We start from the raw sequence: 18,071 nt of genomic DNA, 5'->3' as shown, positions 1-18,071 counted from the left end.
TCGGGCCCATGCGAAGTGAGCCCGTGGTCCAGGTCCACGCCCTGGTGAAGCGGTACGGCACGAAGACCGCCGTGGACGGCCTCGATCTGGTGGCCCAGGCGGGCGTGACCGCCGTACTCGGGCCCAACGGCGCCGGCAAGACGACGACGGTCGAGACCTGCGAGGGCTACCGCGAGCCGGACTCCGGCACGGTACGGGTCCTGGGCCTCGACCCGGTACGGCAGGCCCGTGAGCTGCACCCGAGGATCGGTGTGATGCTCCAGTCCGGGGGCGTGTACTCGGGCGCCCGGGCCGACGAGATGCTGCGGCACATGGCCAGGCTGCACGCGGACCCGCTCGACGTGGACGCGCTGATCGAGCGCCTGGGCCTGGAGAGCTGCGGCAGGACGACGTACCGCAGGCTGTCGGGCGGCCAGCAGCAGCGCCTGGCGCTGGCCATGGCGGTCGTGGGCCGCCCGGAACTGGTGTTCCTGGACGAGCCGACCGCCGGCCTCGACCCCCAGGCCCGCCGCGCCACCTGGGACCTGGTCCGTGACCTGCGCGCGGACGGCGTCTCGGTGATCCTCACCACGCACTACATGGACGAGGCCGAGCAGCTCGCCGACGACGTGGCGATCATCGACGGCGGCCGGGTCATCGCGCAGGGCACCCCGGAGGAGCTGTGCCGGGGCGGCGCCGAGAACACCCTGCGCTTCACGGGCCGCCCCGGGCTCGACGTGGGCTCCCTCCTGAAGGCCCTTCCCGCCGACTGCACAGCCGCCGAGCTGACCCCCGGCTCCTACCGGGTGGTCGGCAAGGTGAACCCACAGCTGCTGGCGACGGTGACGTCCTGGTGCGCCCAGCACGGCGTGATGCCGGAGAAGATCTCGGTGGAACGGCACACCCTGGAAGACGTGTTCCTCGAACTGACGGGCAAGGAGCTCCGCGCGTGACGGCCACCGGCATGTACACCCCGAAGCCGGGCGCGGCGCCCCTCGGTCGCATGATCGCGGCCCAGGCGGTGCTGGAGACGAAGATGCTCCTGCGCAACGGTGAGCAACTGCTGCTGACGGTGGTGATCCCGACCGTCGTGCTGGTGTTGTTCAGCTCGGTGGACATCATCGACACGGACGAGGGCAAGGCGGTGGACTTCCTCACCCCCGGCGTCCTGGCCCTCGCGGTCATGTCGACGGCCTTCACCGGCCAGGCGATCGCGACCGGCTTCGAGCGCCGCTACGGCGTCCTGAAGCGCCTGGCCTCCTCCCCGCTCCCCCGCTGGGGCCTGATGACGGCGAAGACCGCGTCGGTCCTGGCGACGGAGGTCCTCCAGGTGATCCTCCTGACGGTGATCGCCTTCGCGCTGGGCTGGTCCCCGCACGGCAACCCCTTCGCCGTCCTCCTGCTCCTGCTCCTCGGCACGGCGGCCTTCTCGGGCCTCGGCCTCCTCATGGCCGGCGCGCTGAAGGCGGAAGCCACCCTGGCCGCGGCCAACCTGGTCTTCCTGCTCCTCCTGGTCGGCGGTGGAGTCATGATCCCCCTGGACCGGTTCTCCCAGGGCACTCAGGACGCGCTGAGCCTGCTGCCGATCACGGCCCTCTCGGACGGCCTGCGGGACGTGCTGCAGCACGGCGCCGGGATGCCGTGGGGCGACCTCGGGATCCTGGCGGTGTGGGCCGTGGCGGGGCTGGCCTTGGCGGGGCGCTTCTTCCGCTGGGAGTAGGGGGCCTCGTGAACGCGTGCACAAGCGGCCCCCTACGATGGAGGGCGTGCCAAACGTGACCCGCGCCGACGCCGTAGCGGCCGTCCGCAACCCCCTCGCCTTCATCGCCGCCCGCTGGACCCCCGCCCCCCGCACGGTCCAGCGTGCCGCTCTCGCCGCGCTCGTCATGGCGGTGGTCATCGTGGTCACCGGCGGGGCGGTGCGGCTGACCGGGTCCGGGCTCGGGTGTCCGACCTGGCCGAAGTGCACGGACGACTCGCTGACGGCGACCAGCGCGATGGGCTTCCACGGTGCCATCGAGTTCGGCAACCGGATGCTGACGTACGTGCTGTGCGCCGCCGTCGGGTGGGCGATCATCGCGGCCCGCAGCGAGAAGCCCCGCCGCCGCAGCCTCACCCGGCTGGGCTGGGCGCAGTTCTGGATCGTGATGAGCAACGCGATCCTGGGCGGCATCGTGGTGCTGGTCGGGCTCAACCCGTACACCGTCGCCGCCCACTTCGTCGCGACCACCGCCCTGATCACCGTCGCCGCCGTGATGTGGCAGCGCACCCGCGAGGGCGACACGGCACCCCGCCCGCTGGTCGGCAAGCCGGTTCAGCAGCTGGTGTGGTTCATGGTCGCGGCCGCCGCCCTGCTGATCCTCGTCGGCACCGTGGTGACCGGCGCCGGGCCGCACGCCGGTGACTCCAGCGAGGTCGAGCGGATGCCGCTGGACTGGGAGACGGTGGCCAAGGCGCACGCGGTCCTCGCCTGGATCGTGGTGTCGCTGACCTTCGCCCTGTGGTTCATCCTCAAGGCGGTCGACGCCCCCAAGAACCCCCTGGACCGGACCCGCGACCTCTTCCTGGTCCTGCTGTCCCAGGGCCTCATCGGCTACGTCCAGTACTTCACCGACCTCCCCGAGTTCCTGGTCGGTCTGCACATGCTGGGCTCGGCCCTGGTGTGGATCGGCGTGCTGCGCGTCCTGCTGGCCCTGCGGGAGCGGCCCGAGGGCGAGCTGCCCGACATGCCGGCTCAGTACGCCGCCACCGGTTCGTCGATCGCCGGACCCAGGTAGCTCCGGGTCGGCACCGTGCGCCGGTCTCACGGTCCCATCCCGTACGGCTCACTCCAGCCCGTACACCCTGCGCGCGTTCCCCGCCGCGACCATCCCCGCCACCCGCTGCGCGTCCGCCAGCGACCAGGCGCCCTCGGTGACCCAGCCGCCCAGCACCCGGGCCAGCGCCTCGCGGAACAGACGGGCGCCCACCACATGCAGTTCGGGCAGGCTGTGGGCCCCGCTGGAGAAGACGATCTTGCCGAAGGGGGCCAGTTCCAGGATCTCCGCGAGCACGGTCGCCGCGCGGGCGCCGGTGCGCACGAGGGCGGCGCCGGCGTCGGCGTAGACGTGCGGGAAGACACCGGCGAGATGGGCGGCGTGCCGGTGGTACGGGTAGCTGTGCAGCAGGACGAGGTCGGTGCCGAGTCCCGCGGTGGCCCGGACGAAGTCGGTGAGCAGGACGGGGTCCGTGCGGTCGATGCGCAGGCCCGGTTCACCGAGCCCGGCGTGCAGCTGGAGGGGCAGGCCGGAGGCGGCCGCGATCCACAGCAGATGCCGTAGCAGAACGGGGTCGGTCAGCGCACCGCCCACCCGGCGGCCCGCCAGCCACCGCCCCGCCGCGCCCCGCACCTCTCCGGGCCCCGGCGGCTCGGGCGCGAGCGCGAGTCCGTGCCGTACGCCCGCCACCGAGGTGAAGGCGACCGCGCTCGCGGCGGCTCCGTGCACCGACTCGGCGAGGTTGGCGAGGAAGGACTCGACGGTGCCGGAGGTGTCGGCGACCTGTTCGGCGAGGAGCTCCAGGCGCACGATCTCGCGGGCCTCTGCGGCCGCGGCGGAGGCCAGCTCGGTGGGTCCGGTGAGATCGCCGGGGAGCCCGGTGTCGACCAGGTAGGTCGTGATTCCGCTGCCGCGCAGCAGCCTGCGGCCCGCTTCCAGCACGCCCAGCTCACGGCGCCGGGCCAGATAGCGGGCGGGCGGGCAGTGCGCTTCCAGGCCGAGCAGGGGCGGGCACCAGCGTCGTACGGCGAAACCGGTCTGGGTGTCGAACAGGGTGGTGCCCGGGGCGGGCGGGCCCTCGGTGCGGGCCAGCTGGGCCTCGAAGGTGCCGAGACCCAGCTCCGTCCTCAGTACGCCGTGGCAGTACTGGTCCACGAGGGACGGCGTTTCGATCATCCGGACTCCCCGTGGCAGGACTGTGCTCTTGCTACAGGTCCTAACGGGTGAACCGGGCGTCAGGTGTTGCTCTCACACACCCCGTACGAAAGGCCGACGGCTCTCAGCCGTTCGAGGGACCGCCCACCTGGATGCCCGCCATCCGGCTCCACTCGTACGGCCCCGTCTTCACCTTGGCGGCGAACTCGCCGTCGAACTCCTCGTGAACCGTGATGCCGGACTTCTCCACGGCCTTCTCGGCGATCTCGTACGAGGGGGCCACCAGGTCGCCCCAGCCGCCGTCCTCGCCGACGAGGACGATCCGGGTGCCGCGCTCGCCGATGTGGGCCAGCTGGCCCTCGGCGCCGCCGTGCCCCTTGGAGAAGGCGCTGATCTGCTTGGCGAGCCGGGCGGCCTTGCGCTCGGCCTTCGCGTCAACCTGCTGCGTGTCTGCCATGACCAGGATGCTACCGACGGGTAGAGCCGACGGCGACGTGACCCTTACCTCAAGAAGGGGTCCACCGCGACCGCGAGGAAGAGGATCGACACATAGGTGATCGACCAGTGGAACAGCCGCATCTCCTTGAGCTTGGCGCCCGTCACCTCGGCCTTGGCCCGGTTCTGGAGGCCGTGCGCCTCCCACAGCCAGAAGCCGCCCGCGAGCAGCGCGACCGCCGTGTAGAACCAGCCGGTGTAGCCGAGCGGCTGCAGCAGCAGCGACACGCCGACCATCACCCAGCTGTAGAGGACGATCTGCTTGGCGACCACCTTGTTGGAGGCCACGACCGGCAGCATCGGCACGCCCACGCGCGCGTAGTCCTCCTTCACCTTCATGGACAGCGGCCAGTAGTGCGGCGGCGTCCAGAAGAACATGACGAGGAAGAGGACGACCGGCGCCCACGCCATGGAGTTCGTGACCGACGACCAGCCGATGAGGACCGGCAGGCAGCCGGCGATGCCGCCCCACACGATGTTCTGCGAGGTACGGCGCTTGAGGATCATCGTGTAGACGACGACGTAGAAGAGCAGCGCTCCGAGCGACAGCCAGGCGGACAGCCAGTTGACGGTGAGACCGAACAGGAGCGTCGAGACGACCGCCAGCGTGATGCCGAAGGCCAGGCACTCGCGCGGCGACACCATGCCGGTGACCAGCGGACGCTGCGAGGTGCGGTCCATGAGCGCGTCGATGTCGCGGTCGATGTACATGTTGAGCGCGTTGGCGCCGCCCGCGGAGAGGTAGCCGCCGACGCAGGTGAGCAGGACCAGCTTCAGGTCCGGCACGCCCTGCTGCGCCAGGAACATCACCGGAACGGTGGTGATGAGCAGCAGCTCGATGATCCGAGGCTTGGTCAGAGCTACGAACGCCTTGACACGGGCCCCGAACGGCCGGTGGCTCGGGCTCTGGCTCGCACCGAGCACCCCCGCTGGACGGGATTCGACGGCCGTCACGCACACCCCTACAGAGACATCCCAGCGAGCCTCACCCGTGTGAAGTACCGGTAAAGGCTCGCGCGTACCACGCCACTGTAGACGTTGCCCATACCCCGACATTCGCGGGGGTCGGGTCGTGTCCGAGGACGCCCCCGGAAGAGCTCGTCAGCACTCGGTTGAGCACTCGTACGAGCGGCTGCGTATTCACTTGCCGAATGCGATACGGCCCAGTCGGGAGGCGGATCCCCGCGGGGCCCGGCAGTCTGGAATGACTCGAAAAAACGCACGTACTTGCGGGGGTAGGCTCGACAACGGCCGGGCGTCCCGTGCACCGGCATTTCGACATGCGTGACATGTGGAGAGGAGCCCTGACCCAGGGTGAGCACCAAGCCGACCACCACAGACCTCGAGTGGACCGAGTTGGACCAGCGGGCCGTCGACACCGCCCGCGTCCTGGCCGCCGACGCCGTACAGAAGGTCGGTAACGGCCATCCCGGTACGGCGATGAGCCTGGCTCCCGCCGCGTACACCCTCTTCCAGAAGGTGATGCGGCACGACCCGGCCGACCCCGACTGGGTCGGGCGCGACCGCTTCGTGCTGTCCGCCGGCCATTCGTCCCTGACCCTCTACACCCAGCTGTACCTGGCCGGTTTCGGCCTGGAGCTGGACGACCTGAAGGCGTTCCGGACGTGGGGTTCGAAGACCCCCGGTCACCCGGAGTACGGCCACACCAAGGGCGTGGAGACCACCACCGGTCCCCTCGGCCAGGGTGTCGCCAACGCCGTGGGCATGGCGATGGCCGCCCGTTACGAGCGCGGTCTGTTCGACCCGGAGGCCCCGGAGGGCACCTCGCCCTTCGACCACTTCGTCTTCGCCATCGCCGGTGACGGCTGCCTCCAGGAGGGCATCTCCGCCGAGGCGTCCTCGATGGCCGGCCACCAGAAGCTCGGCAACCTGATCCTGCTGTGGGACGACAACCACATCTCGATCGAGGGCGACACCGAGACGGCCGTCTCCGAGGACACCGTCAAGCGCTACGAGGCGTACGGCTGGCACGTGCAGCGTGTCGAGCCGCAGGCCAACGGCGACCTCGACCCGGTCGCGATCTTCGAGGCGATCGAGAAGGCCAAGGCGGTCACCGACAAGCCGTCCTTCATCGCGATGCGCTCGATCATCGCCTGGCCCGCCCCGAACGCCCAGAACACCGAGGCCGCGCACGGCTCGGCGCTCGGCGACGACGAGGTCGCCGCGACCAAGCGGGTCCTCGGCTTCGACCCGGAGCAGTCCTTCGAGGTCTCCGACGAGGTCATCGGCCACACCCGGCAGGCGCTGGAGCGCGGCCGGCAGGCCCGCGCCGAGTGGGAGAAGTCCTTCCAGGAGTGGCGCAACAACAACCCCGAGCGCGCGGCCGAGTTCGAGCGTGTCGCCGCGGGTGAGCTGCCCAAGGACTGGGAGTCGGCGATCCCGGTCTTCGAGCCCGGCAAGGGTGTCGCGACGCGTGCCGCGTCCGGCAAGGTCCTCCAGGCCCTCGGCGCCGTGATCCCCGAGCTGTGGGGCGGCTCCGCCGACCTCGCGGGCTCGAACAACACGACGATCGACAAGAACTCCTCGTTCCTCCCGGCGGACAACCCGCTGCCGGAGGCCGACCCGTACGGCCGCACGATCCACTTCGGTATCCGCGAGCACTCCATGGCCGCGGAGATGAACGGCATCGCGCTGCACGGCAACACCCGCATCTACGGCGGTACGTTCCTCGTCTTCTCCGACTACATGCGCAACGCCGTCCGGCTCTCGGCGTTGATGCACCTGCCGGTGACGTACGTGTGGACGCACGACTCCATCGGCCTCGGCGAGGACGGCCCGACCCACCAGCCGGTCGAGCACCTCGCCTCGCTGCGCGCGATCCCGGGCCTGAACGTGGTCCGCCCCGCGGACGCCAACGAGACCGCGATCGCCTGGCGTGAGATCCTCACGCGCTGGACGAAGGAGTTCGGCAAGGGCGCCCCGCACGGCCTGGCGCTGACCCGTCAGGGCGTGCCGACGTACGAGGGCAACGAGGACGCGGTCAAGGGCGGTTACGTCCTGTTCGAGGCCTCCACCGGGACCCCTGAGGTCCTCCTCATCGCCACCGGTTCCGAGGTCCACGTCGCCGTCGACGCGCGCGAGCGGCTCGAAGCCGACGGTGTGCCCACGCGCGTCGTCTCCATGCCGTGCGTGGAGTGGTTCGAGGAGCAGGACCAGGGGTACCGGGACAGCGTCCTGCCCCCGGCCGTGAGGGCTCGTGTCGCGGTCGAGGCCGGGATCGGTCTCACCTGGCACAAGTACGTCGGGGACGCCGGCCGCATCGTTTCCCTGGAGCACTTCGGCGCTTCCGCGGACGGCAAGGTCCTCTTCCAGGAGTTCGGCTTCACTGCCGAGAACGTGGCCGCGAAGGCGCGGGAATCTCTCGCCGCCGCCCAGCGCTGACGCTCACATACGACACGTAGGAGATGTAATTCCATGACAGACGCACTCAAGCGCCTCTCCGAGGAAGGCGTGGCGATCTGGCTGGACGACCTGTCGCGCAAGCGGATCACGTCCGGCAACCTCGCCGAGCTGATCGACCAGCAGCACGTCGTGGGCGTCACCACCAACCCGTCGATCTTCCAGAAGGCGATCTCCGAGGGCGACGGCTACGACCAGCAGCTGTCCGACCTCGCCGCCCGCAAGGTCACGGTCGAAGAGGCCATCCGCATGATCACCACGGCGGACGTCCGCGACGCCGCCGACATCCTGCGCCCGGTCTTCGACGCGACGGGCGGCCAGGACGGCCGCGTGTCGATCGAGGTCGACCCGCGCCTGGCGCACAACGAGAAGGCGACCGTCGCCGAGGCCAAGCAGCTCGCCTGGCTCGTCGACCGCCCCAACACGCTCATCAAGATCCCGGCCACCCGCGCGGGCATCCCGGCGATCACCGACGTCATCGGCCTCGGGATCAGCGTCAACGTCACGCTGATCTTCTCGCTCGAGCGCTACCGCGAGGTCATGGAGGCCTTCCTGGCCGGCCTGGAGAAGGCCAAGGAGCGGGGCCTGGACCTGTCGAAGATCCACTCCGTGGCGTCCTTCTTCGTGTCCCGCGTGGACACCGAGATCGACAAGCGCATCGACGCTCTCGGCACCGACGAGGCCAAGGCCGCCCGAGGCAAGGCCGGCGTGGCCAACGCCCGCCTCGCCTACCAGGCGTACGAGGAGGTCTTCTCGGGCGAGCGCTGGGCGAAGCTGGAGAACGCCGGCGCGAACAAGCAGCGCCCGCTGTGGGCCTCGACCGGCGTCAAGGACAAGGCCTACAAGGACACGCTCTACGTCGACGAGCTGGTGGCGCCGAACACGGTGAACACCATGCCGGAGGCGACCCTGTTGGCCACCGAGGACCACGGCCAGATCCGCGGCAACGCGGTCGCCGGCACCTACGAGCAGGCCCGCGCCGACCTCGACGCGGTCGAGAAGCTCGGGATCTCGTACGACGAGGTCGTGCAGCTCCTGGAGGACGAGGGCGTCGAGAAGTTCGAGGCGTCCTGGAACGACCTGCTCAAGTCGACCGAGGCGGAGCTTCAGCGCCTCGCCCCCTCGGAGGGCTGAGATCTTGTCGAGCAGCAACCCGCTGCGTGACCCTGCCGACCGACGGCTCCCGCGTATCGCGGGGCCGTCGGGCCTGGTCATCTTCGGCGTCACGGGCGATTTGTCACGAAAGAAGCTCATGCCCGCCGTGTACGACCTCGCGAACCGGGGTCTGCTGCCGCCGGGCTTCTCACTGGTCGGCTTCGCCCGGCGGGACTGGGAGAACGAGGACTTCGCGGAGGTCGTCCACGACGCCGTCAAGGAGCACGCGCGGACGCCGTTCCGCGAGGAGGTCTGGCAGCAGCTCATCCAGGGGATGCGCTTCGTCCAGGGCACCTTCGACGACGACGACTCGTTCGAGCGGCTGCGCGACACCATCGACGAACTCGACAAGGCACAGGGCACCGGCGGCAACTTCGCCTTCTACCTGTCCGTGCCGCCGTCCGCGTTCCCCGTGGTCATCCAGCAGCTGAAGAAGCACCGGCTGGCCGACCAGTCGAGCGGCTCCTGGCGGCGCGCGGTCATCGAGAAGCCCTTCGGTCACGACCTGAAGTCGGCCGAGGAGCTCAACGCGACCGTCGAGGAGGTCTTCGCCCCGGACCAGGTCTTCCGCATCGACCACTACCTGGGCAAGGAGACCGTCCAGAACATCCTGGCGCTGCGCTTCGCCAACACGATGTTCGAGCCGATCTGGAACCGGTCCTTCGTGGACCACGTGCAGATCACCATGGCCGAGGACATCGGCATCGGCGGCCGCGCGGGCTACTACGACGGCATCGGCGCCGCCCGTGACGTCATCCAGAACCACCTGCTCCAGCTCATGGCCCTCACCGCCATGGAGGAGCCCGCCTCCTTCGACGCGGACGCGCTGGCCGCGGAGAAGACCAAGGTGCTCGGCGCGGTGAGGCTGCCGAAGGACCTGGGCCGGGACACCGTGCGCGGGCAGTACGCGGAGGGCTGGCAGGGCGGTGAGAAGGCGGTCGGCTACCTCCAGGAGGAGGGCATCGACCCCCAGTCCAAGACCGACACCTACGCGGCCATCAAGGTGGAGATCGACAACCGCCGCTGGGCGGGCGTCCCCTTCTACCTGCGCACCGGCAAGCGGCTCGGCCGCCGGGTCACCGAGATCGCGGTGGTCTTCCAGCGGGCGCCGCACTCCCCCTTCGACACGACGGCCACCGAGGAGCTCGGCTCCAACGCGATCGTCATCCGCGTCCAGCCCGACGAGGGCGTCACCGTCCGCTTCGGCTCCAAGGTGCCGGGCACCTCGATGGAGATCCGGGACGTGTCCATGGACTTCGCCTACGGCGAGTCGTTCACGGAGTCCTCGCCCGAGGCGTACGAGCGCCTGATCCTCGACGTGCTGCTCGGCGACTCGAACCTCTTCCCGCGCACGGAGGAGGTCGAGCTGTCCTGGAAGATCCTCGACCCGATCGAGGAGTACTGGGACACGCACGGCAGGCCCGCCCAGTACCCCTCCGGTACCTGGGGCCCGGTCGAGGCCGACGAGATGCTCGCACGAGAGGGACGGAGCTGGCGCCGGCCATGAAGACAGACCTCACGGACACCACGGCCAGCAAGATCAACAAGGCGCTGGTCAAGGCCCGCCGGGCCATCGGCACACCGGCCGTCGGCATGGTGCTCACCCTGGTCATCGTCACGGACGAGGAGAACGCCTACGACGCCCTGAAGGCCGCGGGCGACGCGTCCCGCGAGCACCCCTCGCGCACGCTGGTGGTCATCAAGCGGGTGTCGCGCAGCCCTCGCGACCGCACCCAGTCCCGCCTCGACGCCGAGGTGCGGGTGGGCGCGGACGCGGGCACCGGCGAGACGGTGGTGCTGCGGCTGTACGGCGAGGTCGCCGACCACGCCCAGTCGGTCGTCCTTCCGCTGCTGCTGCCGGACGCGCCGGTCGTCGTCTGGTGGCCGGTGGACGCGCCGCTCGACCCGGCCGGGGATCCGCTCGGGGCGCTCGCCCAGCGGCGGGTCACCGACACGTACTCCTCCGAGCAGCCGGTGCGCGAGCTGTCGGCGCGCGCCGAGACGTACACCCCGGGCGACACCGACCTCTCCTGGACCCGGATCACCCCGTGGCGCTCGATGCTGGCCGCCGCGCTCGACCAGGTCACCTGCAAGGTGGAGGCCGTCGAGGTGGAGGGCGAGGAGTTCAACCCGAGCTGCGAGCTGCTGGCGATGTGGCTGGCGGACCGGCTGGACGTGCCGGTGAAGCGCTCGCTGTCCGGCGGTCCGGGCCTGACGGCCGTACGGCTGCACACGGACAGCGGTCCGATCGTCCTGGACCGGGCGGACGGCTCGCTCGCCACACTCTCCATCCAGGGGCAGCCCGACCGTGCGGTGGCGCTCAAGCGCCGGGACACGGCCGAGCTGATCGCGGAGGAGCTGCGCCGGCTGGACCCGGACGACACCTACGCCTCCGCGCTGCGGTTCGGGGTGGAGCGGCTGAACCCGTCGGCACCCTTTCCGGAGCCGGGAAGCGTTGAGGGGGCCGGCACCAAAGGAGCCGCCGCCAAAGGAGAACCCGTCTCCGTCGCGGGAGAACCAGCCGCAGCCTCCACCGAGCTCGCCGTCAAAGCCCCTGTCGAGGGCCCTGCGGAAGCTCCCGGGGAGGAAGCGGCGCCGTCGGCATCGCTGAAGCCGGTCCCTTCCGGGCTGTCCGGGAAGGCGGCGAAGTGAGCACCCCGCAGCTGGTCGTGCACCACGACAAGGAGCTGATGGCCCAGGCCGCCGCGGCCCGTCTGATCACCAGGATCGTCGACGCGCAGACCTCCCGCGGCTCGGCGTCGGTGGTCCTCACGGGCGGCCGCAACGGCAACGGCCTGCTGGCCGCCCTGGCCGCGGCGCCCGCCCGGGACGCCGTCGACTGGGGCCGCCTGGACCTGTGGTGGGGCGACGAGCGCTTCCTGCCCGAGGGCGACCCGGAGCGCAATGTCACGCAGGCCCGCGAGGCCCTGCTGGACGCCGTACCACTGGACCCGAAGCGCGTGCACGCCATGCCCGCGTCGGACGGTCCGCACGGCGACGACGTCGAGGCCGCGGCCGAGGCCTACGCCGAGGAGCTGGCCCGTGCGGCCGGTCCCGAGAACCATGGCGCGGTCCCGACCTTCGACGTCCTGATGCTGGGCGTCGGCCCGGACACGCATGTGGCGTCGCTGTTCCCGGAACTCCCGGCGGTCCGGGAGACCGAGCGCACGGTCGTCGGTGTGCACGGCGCGCCGAAGCCCCCGCCGACCCGGGTGACGCTGACCCTGCCCGCGATCCGCGCGGCCCGCGAGGTGTGGCTGCTCGCGGCCGGTGAGGACAAGGCGCAGGCCGCGGCGATCGCCCTGTCCGGCGCGGGCGAGATCCAGGCCCCGGCGGCGGGGGCGCGCGGCCGGGCCCGCACCCTGTGGCTGCTGGACTCGGCGGCGGCCTCCCAGCTGCCGCGGTCACTGTACCCGCCCGCCTCGCCGTAACCCCCGCTCCGCGCACGGCAGTCGACGCCGGGTCCCTCAGAAGGGGCCCGGCGTCGTCGCGACTTCAGGGAAGACGTAGCTCTCGCGTCCCTCGGCTCCGGGCCGCCGCCGGTGGACTCGAACTCCTCGGGGACCGGGCACCCCGGGTCCTCGTAGAGGTGCCTCCAGGTCGCTGCAGGCGTCGTCGGGAACGCCGGCCCGACCGCGCCCGCGAGCACCACCCCCAGAAGGGCCGCCGTGAGTGCCACGGCGACCCGTCCCCCTCACACAGGTGTCTGAGGGGCCCTGTCACTCCCGCCCGCGCAGCTCCCGGTATGTCCTCACCAGGGCCTTCGTGGACGCGTCCAGGCCGGGCACCTCCGCGCCCTCGGTGAGCGCCGGTTCGACGCGCTTGGCGAGGACCTTGCCGAGTTCGACGCCCCACTGGTCGAAGGAGTCGATGTTCCAGACGGCGCCCTGGACGAACACCTTGTGCTCGTAGAGGGCGATGAGCTGGCCGAGGACGGACGGGGTCAGCTCGCGGGCCAGGATCGTCGTCGTCGGGTGGTTGCCCCGGAACGTCTTGTGCGGGACCAGGTCCTCGGCCACCCCCTCCGCCCGCACTTCGTCCGGCGTCTTGCCGAAAGCCAGCGCCTGGGTCTGGGCGAAGAAGTTCGCCATGAGCAGGTCGTGCTGGGCCTTGAGCCCGTCGGAGAGCTCGGCGACCGGCTCGGCGAAGCCGATGAAGTCCGCCGGGATCAGCTTGGTGCCCTGGTGGATCAACTGGTAGTAGGCGTGCTGCCCGTTGGTGCCGGGCGTGCCCCACACCACCGGTCCGGTCTGCCACTCCACCGGGTTGCCGTCACGGTCCACCGACTTGCCGTTGGACTCCATGTCCAGCTGCTGGAGGTAGGCGGTGAACTTCGACAGGTAGTGGCTGTACGGCAGCACCGCGTGCGACTGGGCGTCGTGGAAGTTGCCGTACCAGACGCCCAACAGGCCAAGAAGCAACGGCACGTTGGCCTCGGCGGGCGCGGTCCTGAAGTGCTCGTCGACGAGACGGAAGCCGTCGAGCATCTCCCGGAAGCGGTCCGGGCCGATGGCGATCATCAGGGAGAGGCCGATCGCCGAGTCGTAGGAGTAGCGGCCGCCGACCCAGTCCCAGAACTCGAACATGTTCGCCGTGTCGATGCCGAAGTCCGAGACCTTCTCGGCGTTCGTCGACAGGGCCACGAAGTGCCGGGCGACGGCTTCCTGACCGGCCTTCAGCTCGGTGAGCAGCCATGCGCGCGCCGAGGTGGCGTTGGTGATCGTCTCGATGGTGGTGAAGGTCTTGGACGCGATGATGAACAGCGTCTCCGCCGGGTCCAGGTCCCGGAGGGCCTCGTGCAGGTCGGCGCCGTCGACGTTCGACACGAAGCGGACGGTGAGGTCGCGGTCGGTGAAGCCGCGCAGCACCTCGTACGCCATCGCGGGGCCGAGGTCGGAGCCGCCGATGCCGATGTTGACGACGTTCTTGATCCGCTTGCCGGTGTGCCCGGTCCACTCTCCCGAACGGACCCGTCCCGCGAAGTCGCTCATCTTGTCGAGGGCCGCGTGCACGCCCGGGACGACGTTCTCGCCGTCGACCTCGATCACCGCGTCGCGCGGGGCGCGGAGCGCGGTGTGCAGCACGGCCCGGTCCTCGGTCGTGTTGATCTTCTCGCCGCGGAACATGGCGTCCCTGAGCCCGAACACGTCGGTCGCGGCGGCGAGTTCGCGCAGCAGCCGCAGTGTCTCGTCGGTGACGAGGTGCTTGGAGTAGTCGACGTACAGGTCACCGACCCGCAGTGTGTACCCGGTGCCGCGCCCGGGATCGGCGGCGAACAGCTCCCTCAGGTGCACCTCGCCGAGCTCCTCGCGGTGCTCGGCCAGCGCCGTCCACTCGGGCGTCCGGTTGAGCCTGGTGCGGCCGTCTGCGTTCATGTCCGACTTCAGCCTTCTTTCGTGCCTGTGCCAGCTGTTCCAACCTAGTTGATCAACGCGGGGCGCGATCCGTGGTGGCGTCGGCGCCCGTCGCACCCACAGGTACGTCCGTGTGGAGCGCGGGTATCAGCGCGACGACCAACAGCACGAAGAACCGGCGGCGGCGCCCCCCGCTCGGGCGGACTCGCGCGGCCCGGTTGGTCGGTGGTCGCGGTCCGCAAGCGGTGGTGGAGGCCGGAGCGAACGGCTGCGCGGGCCACGGACGCCCCCAACCGTCCGCCCGGGCCGCCGGCGCCTGCGCGAAACGCGATCGCGCTCGCGCTCAGGCGGACTCGCGCGGCCCGGTTGGCTGGTGGTCGCGGTCCGCAAGCCGCGATGCGGCCAGGGCCAAGGGAGCGCCGCGCCTGCGTGCGCCCGCCTCGCGCGGCTCAGTCGCGCAGTGCCCGGGACACCCCCGAACCGGCCGCTCGGGACGCCGGCGCCAAGGGGCAGCGCGAGCACCGTCCGCAGACTGGTCGCGGCGGGCATCGCGTCGCGGCCACCAGCCTCGTAGCCCATCCGCGCCGAGCCCGGGCGCGCCGCCGGTCCCCCTGTCGGTGACCGCCGCATCAAGCAGCTCGCAGACGGTCCGGCGACGACGGCAACGCGGACCCCCGACGCGCGTCACCGGGACGCAGAGCACCGCGGCGGCCCACGGCCGGGAAACGGCTCCGGCCAGGCACCCCTCGATACCCGGCCGGTTCTCGACTCCTAGATCTCGCCCCGCAGTTTGGCGAGCGCCTCGGCGAGGATCGCCTCGCCGTCCGCGTCGCTGCGCCGCTCCCGTACGTACGCGAGGTGCGTCTTGTACGGCTCGGTGCGCGGCGGGTCCGGCGGGTTGTCCCGGTCCTGTCCGGCGGGAAAGCCGCAGCGCGGGCAGTCCCAGGTATCGGGGACCTGCGCGTCGCTGGCGAAGCTGGGCTGCGTCTCGTGCCCGTTGGAGCACCAGAAGGAGATGCGCAGACGGGGCGCGGACTCGCCCCGCTCGGCTTCGCCCATCGGCCCCGCCCCGACCCGGCTACCACGGATCGCGTTGCCACTTGCCACGGTCGTAACTCCCTGCGTGATGGTGCCGCGAAGCGAGTCGACGTGTCGCTTCGTTGCGAGCGCCTCAGTCTACGTAAGGCCCAACGCGCGTCCAGTGGTTGGAGTTACAGCCCCCACACCTAGACGCAAGCCCCATGATAGGCCGCGCTCAGGTGCGCGTACCGAACATGGGGCCTTACGTGCGGAATGTACGTGCTGTGTGGGGCGTGGCCGCTCAGCTGTTCGTCTTCATGAGAAGACCGAGCACGACAATGCACGCGAACCACAGCAGACCGACCACGATGGTGATCCGGTCGAGGTTGCGCTCGGCGACCGAGGAACCACCGACGGACGACTGCATGCCGCCACCGAACATGTCGGAGAGGCCGCCGCCCTTGCCCTTGTGCATGAGCACCAGCAGCATCATCAGGCCGCTGAAGATGATCAGGGCGATCGAGAACCCCATAACCACGGCTGGACCAACTCTCTCGGATTCGGATGAACGACGGGGGCACGGCCATCAGGGCCATGCCCCCGCAAGGGTACGACGGATCGCCGCCAGGGCCTACTTACTGGTCCCGGAAGCGCACGATCTTGACGAACTCTTCGGCGTCCAGAGAGGCACCGCCGACCAGCGCGCCGTCGATGTCGGCCTGCGCCATGATCTCGGCGACGTTGCCGGCCTTGACGGAGCCGCCGTACTGGATGCGGACCTGGTCGGCCAGCTCCTGCGAGTACAGCTCGGCGATCTTGGCGCGGATCGCGGCGCAGACCTCCTGCGCGTCCTCGGCGCCGCAGACCTTGCCGGTGCCGATGGCCCACACGGGCTCGTAGGCGATGACGACGGACTCGGCCTGCTCGGCCGGGATGTCCTTCAGGCCGCCCTCGACCTGGGTGAGGGTGTGGGTGACGTGGTTGCCCGCCTCGCGGACCTCCAGCTCCTCGCCGACGCACAGGATCGGGGTGAGGCCGTGCTTGTAGGCGGCCTTGACCTTGGCGTTGACGATGTCGTCGGTCTCGGCGTGGTACTGGCGGCGCTCGGAGTGGCCGATCGCCACGTACGTGCACTTCAGCTTGGCCAGCATCGAGCCGGAGATCTCGCCGGTGTAGGCGCCGGAGTCGTGCGCCGAGAGGTCCTGGGCGCCGTACTTGATCTTGAGCTTGTCGCCGTCGACCAGGGTCTGCACGGAGCGCAGGTCGGTGAAGGGCGGCAGGACGGCGACCTCGACGGCCTCGTAGTCCTTGTCCGCGAGGGCGAAGGCGAGCTTCTGGACGTGTGCGATGGCCTCGAGGTGGTTGAGGTTCATCTTCCAGTTGCCCGCCATGATCGGCGTGCGAGTGGTCATGCGGGGTCAGTCCTCCAGTGCGGCGAGGCCGGGGAGCGTCTTGCCCTCGAGGTATTCGAGGGAGGCGCCGCCACCGGTCGAGATGTGTCCGAACGCGTTCTCGTCGAAGCCCAGGATGCGGACGGCCGCGGCGGAGTCGCCACCGCCGACGACCGTGAAGGCCGAGGAGTCGAGGAGAGCCTGGGCGACCGCCTTGGTGCCCTCGGCGAACTCGGGGTGCTCGAAGACGCCCATCGGGCCGTTCCAGAAGACGGTGGCGGCGTCGGTGATCTTCGAGGCGTACAGCTTGCCGGACGCCGGGCCGATGTCCAGGCCCATCCGGTCGGCCGGGATGGCGTCCGCGGCGACGGTGGTGGAGTCCGCCGGGCCCTTGCTCTTCAGGTCCGGGAACGCGGGGGCGACCACGGCGTCGACCGGCAGGATCAGCTCGACGCCGGTCTTCTCGGCGCGCTCGATGTACTCCAGGACCGCCGGGATCTGGTCCTCCTGGAGGAGGGAGGCGCCGACCTCGTGGCCCTTGGCCTTGAGGAAGGTGAAGGCCATGCCGCCGCCGATGAGGATGCGGTCGGCCTTGCCGAGCAGCTGGTCGATGACGGCGAGCTTGTCGGAGACCTTGGCGCCGCCGAGTACGACGACGTAGGGCCGCTGGACCTCGTCGGTGAGCTTCTTCAGGACGCCGACCTCGGTGGCGATGAGGTAGCCGGCGTAGTGCGGCAGCCGGGCCGGGAGGTCGAACACCGAGGCGTGCTTGCGGTGCACCGCACCGAAGCCGTCGCCGACGTAGACGTCCGCGAGGGCGGCGAGCTGGTCCGCGAACTCGCCGCGCTCGGTGTCGTCCTTGGAGGTCTCGCCGGCGTTGAAGCGCAGGTTCTCGATGACCGCGACCTGGCCGGGCTGCAGACCGTTCACCGCGTCGTGGGCGGCGGGGCCGACGGTGTCCTGGGCGAACGCCACGGGGGCGTCCAGCAGTTCGCCGAGCCGCTCGGCGGCCGGGAGCAGGGAGAAGGCCGGGTCCGGGGCGCCCTTGGGGCGGCCCAGGTGCGAGGCCACGACCACCTTGGCGCCCGCGTCCGCGAGGGCCTTGACGGTGGGCAGGACGGCGCGGATGCGGCCGTCGTCGGTGATGCGGCCGTCGGCGAGCGGCACGTTGAGGTCGGCGCGGACGAAGACCCGCTTGCCGTCCACGCCTTCGGCGAGAAGTTCGTCGATCGTCTTCATGAGGGAACTCCTGGTGAGGGTGCTCTGATCGTACGAGAGCTGATCTGCACGTGAGTCAGGGCCCGGGCGGCGCGTCCCTGCGCCACCCGGGCCCTGCTCTCACATCG

16 protein-coding genes are annotated in these 18,071 nt (G+C 70.6%); 8 read left to right on the top strand and 8 right to left on the bottom strand.

The window, feature by feature from the left end; translation table 11 throughout:
* Positions 1-8: 8 nt before the first annotated feature.
* From ACFYZ8_RS28070 to ACFYZ8_RS28060, 3 genes are read left to right on the top strand one after another with little or no spacing between them, the layout of a single operon-like run.
* A complete protein-coding gene (locus ACFYZ8_RS28070) occupies positions 9-932 on the top strand; it encodes an ABC transporter ATP-binding protein (protein ID WP_388537858.1) in 924 nt (307 codons plus the stop codon).
* Complete coding sequence (locus ACFYZ8_RS28065; protein WP_388537856.1) at positions 929-1,699, top strand: ABC transporter permease; 771 nt, start codon at positions 929-931, stop codon at positions 1,697-1,699. Before ACFYZ8_RS28070 ends, ACFYZ8_RS28065 begins: the two co-directional genes overlap by 4 nt.
* 37 nt (positions 1,700-1,736) lie before the next feature.
* Positions 1,737-2,756, top strand: coding sequence for a heme A synthase (locus ACFYZ8_RS28060; protein WP_388537854.1), 1,020 nt, complete (start codon positions 1,737-1,739; stop codon positions 2,754-2,756).
* 48 nt (positions 2,757-2,804) lie between these two features.
* Here the strand turns inward: ACFYZ8_RS28060 and ACFYZ8_RS28055 are convergent, their stop codons facing one another.
* The 3 genes from ACFYZ8_RS28055 to ACFYZ8_RS28045 form a co-directional block, all read right to left on the bottom strand.
* Positions 2,805-3,911 (bottom strand): amidohydrolase family protein, encoded by a 1,107-nt coding sequence (locus ACFYZ8_RS28055; RefSeq protein ID WP_388537852.1) that lies wholly within the window; start codon positions 3,909-3,911, stop codon positions 2,805-2,807.
* A gap of 103 nt (positions 3,912-4,014) precedes the next feature.
* Entirely contained in the window at positions 4,015-4,347 is a 333-nt protein-coding gene (locus tag ACFYZ8_RS28050) for a hypothetical protein (RefSeq protein ID WP_359029626.1), read from the bottom strand.
* Positions 4,348-4,391: 44 nt separating this feature from the next.
* The gene (locus ACFYZ8_RS28045; RefSeq protein WP_359029625.1) at positions 4,392-5,345 is read right to left on the bottom strand and encodes a heme o synthase; all 954 of its coding nucleotides are present in this window, start codon (positions 5,343-5,345) and stop codon (positions 4,392-4,394) included.
* 354 nt (positions 5,346-5,699) lie between these two features.
* Between ACFYZ8_RS28045 and tkt the strand changes: the two genes are divergently transcribed.
* Genes tkt through pgl form a run of 5 tightly spaced genes read left to right on the top strand, consistent with a single transcriptional unit; the run spans position 5,700 to position 12,391 of the window.
* Positions 5,700-7,787: a transketolase gene (gene tkt / locus ACFYZ8_RS28040; RefSeq protein ID WP_388537850.1), complete on the top strand. Its 2,088-nt coding sequence runs from the start codon at positions 5,700-5,702 to the stop codon at positions 7,785-7,787.
* A gap of 33 nt (positions 7,788-7,820) precedes the next feature.
* Positions 7,821-8,939, top strand: a complete 1,119-nt coding sequence (tal, locus tag ACFYZ8_RS28035; RefSeq protein WP_388537849.1) for a transaldolase — start codon at positions 7,821-7,823, stop codon at positions 8,937-8,939.
* A 1-nt stretch (position 8,940) separates the two neighbouring features.
* A complete protein-coding gene (gene zwf, locus ACFYZ8_RS28030) occupies positions 8,941-10,467 on the top strand; it encodes a glucose-6-phosphate dehydrogenase (protein ID WP_388538088.1) in 1,527 nt (508 codons plus the stop codon).
* Positions 10,464-11,612 (top strand): glucose-6-phosphate dehydrogenase assembly protein OpcA, encoded by a 1,149-nt coding sequence (gene opcA, locus ACFYZ8_RS28025; RefSeq protein WP_359029621.1) that lies wholly within the window; start codon positions 10,464-10,466, stop codon positions 11,610-11,612. Before zwf ends, opcA begins: the two co-directional genes overlap by 4 nt.
* Positions 11,609-12,391, top strand: a complete 783-nt coding sequence (pgl, locus tag ACFYZ8_RS28020) for a 6-phosphogluconolactonase (protein WP_388537847.1) — start codon at positions 11,609-11,611, stop codon at positions 12,389-12,391. Before opcA ends, pgl begins: the two co-directional genes overlap by 4 nt.
* Before the next feature lie 288 nt (positions 12,392-12,679).
* Here the strand turns inward: pgl and pgi are convergent, their stop codons facing one another.
* From pgi to ACFYZ8_RS27995, 5 genes are all read right to left on the bottom strand, one after another.
* Positions 12,680-14,335 (bottom strand): glucose-6-phosphate isomerase, encoded by a 1,656-nt coding sequence (pgi, locus tag ACFYZ8_RS28015; protein ID WP_388537845.1) that lies wholly within the window; start codon positions 14,333-14,335, stop codon positions 12,680-12,682.
* A 750-nt stretch (positions 14,336-15,085) separates the two neighbouring features.
* Complete coding sequence (locus ACFYZ8_RS28010; RefSeq protein ID WP_003957010.1) at positions 15,086-15,421, bottom strand: RNA polymerase-binding protein RbpA; 336 nt, start codon at positions 15,419-15,421, stop codon at positions 15,086-15,088.
* Positions 15,422-15,635: 214 nt separating this feature from the next.
* Positions 15,636-15,866 (bottom strand): preprotein translocase subunit SecG, encoded by a 231-nt coding sequence (gene secG, locus ACFYZ8_RS28005; RefSeq protein WP_359029618.1) that lies wholly within the window; start codon positions 15,864-15,866, stop codon positions 15,636-15,638.
* A gap of 103 nt (positions 15,867-15,969) precedes the next feature.
* Complete coding sequence (tpiA, locus tag ACFYZ8_RS28000; RefSeq protein ID WP_388537843.1) at positions 15,970-16,746, bottom strand: triose-phosphate isomerase; 777 nt, start codon at positions 16,744-16,746, stop codon at positions 15,970-15,972.
* Between the two features lie 6 nt (positions 16,747-16,752).
* Positions 16,753-17,964, bottom strand: a complete 1,212-nt coding sequence (locus ACFYZ8_RS27995; RefSeq protein ID WP_388537841.1) for a phosphoglycerate kinase — start codon at positions 17,962-17,964, stop codon at positions 16,753-16,755.
* Positions 17,965-18,071: the final 107 nt, after the last annotated feature.

The organism is Streptomyces sp. NPDC001668 (assembly GCF_042893155.1).
In the GTDB taxonomy this organism is placed as follows: Bacteria; Actinomycetota; Actinomycetes; order Streptomycetales; family Streptomycetaceae; genus Streptomyces.
Note: the sequence above shows the minus strand (reverse complement) of the source record. Positions and strands in the feature narration are given on the sequence as shown.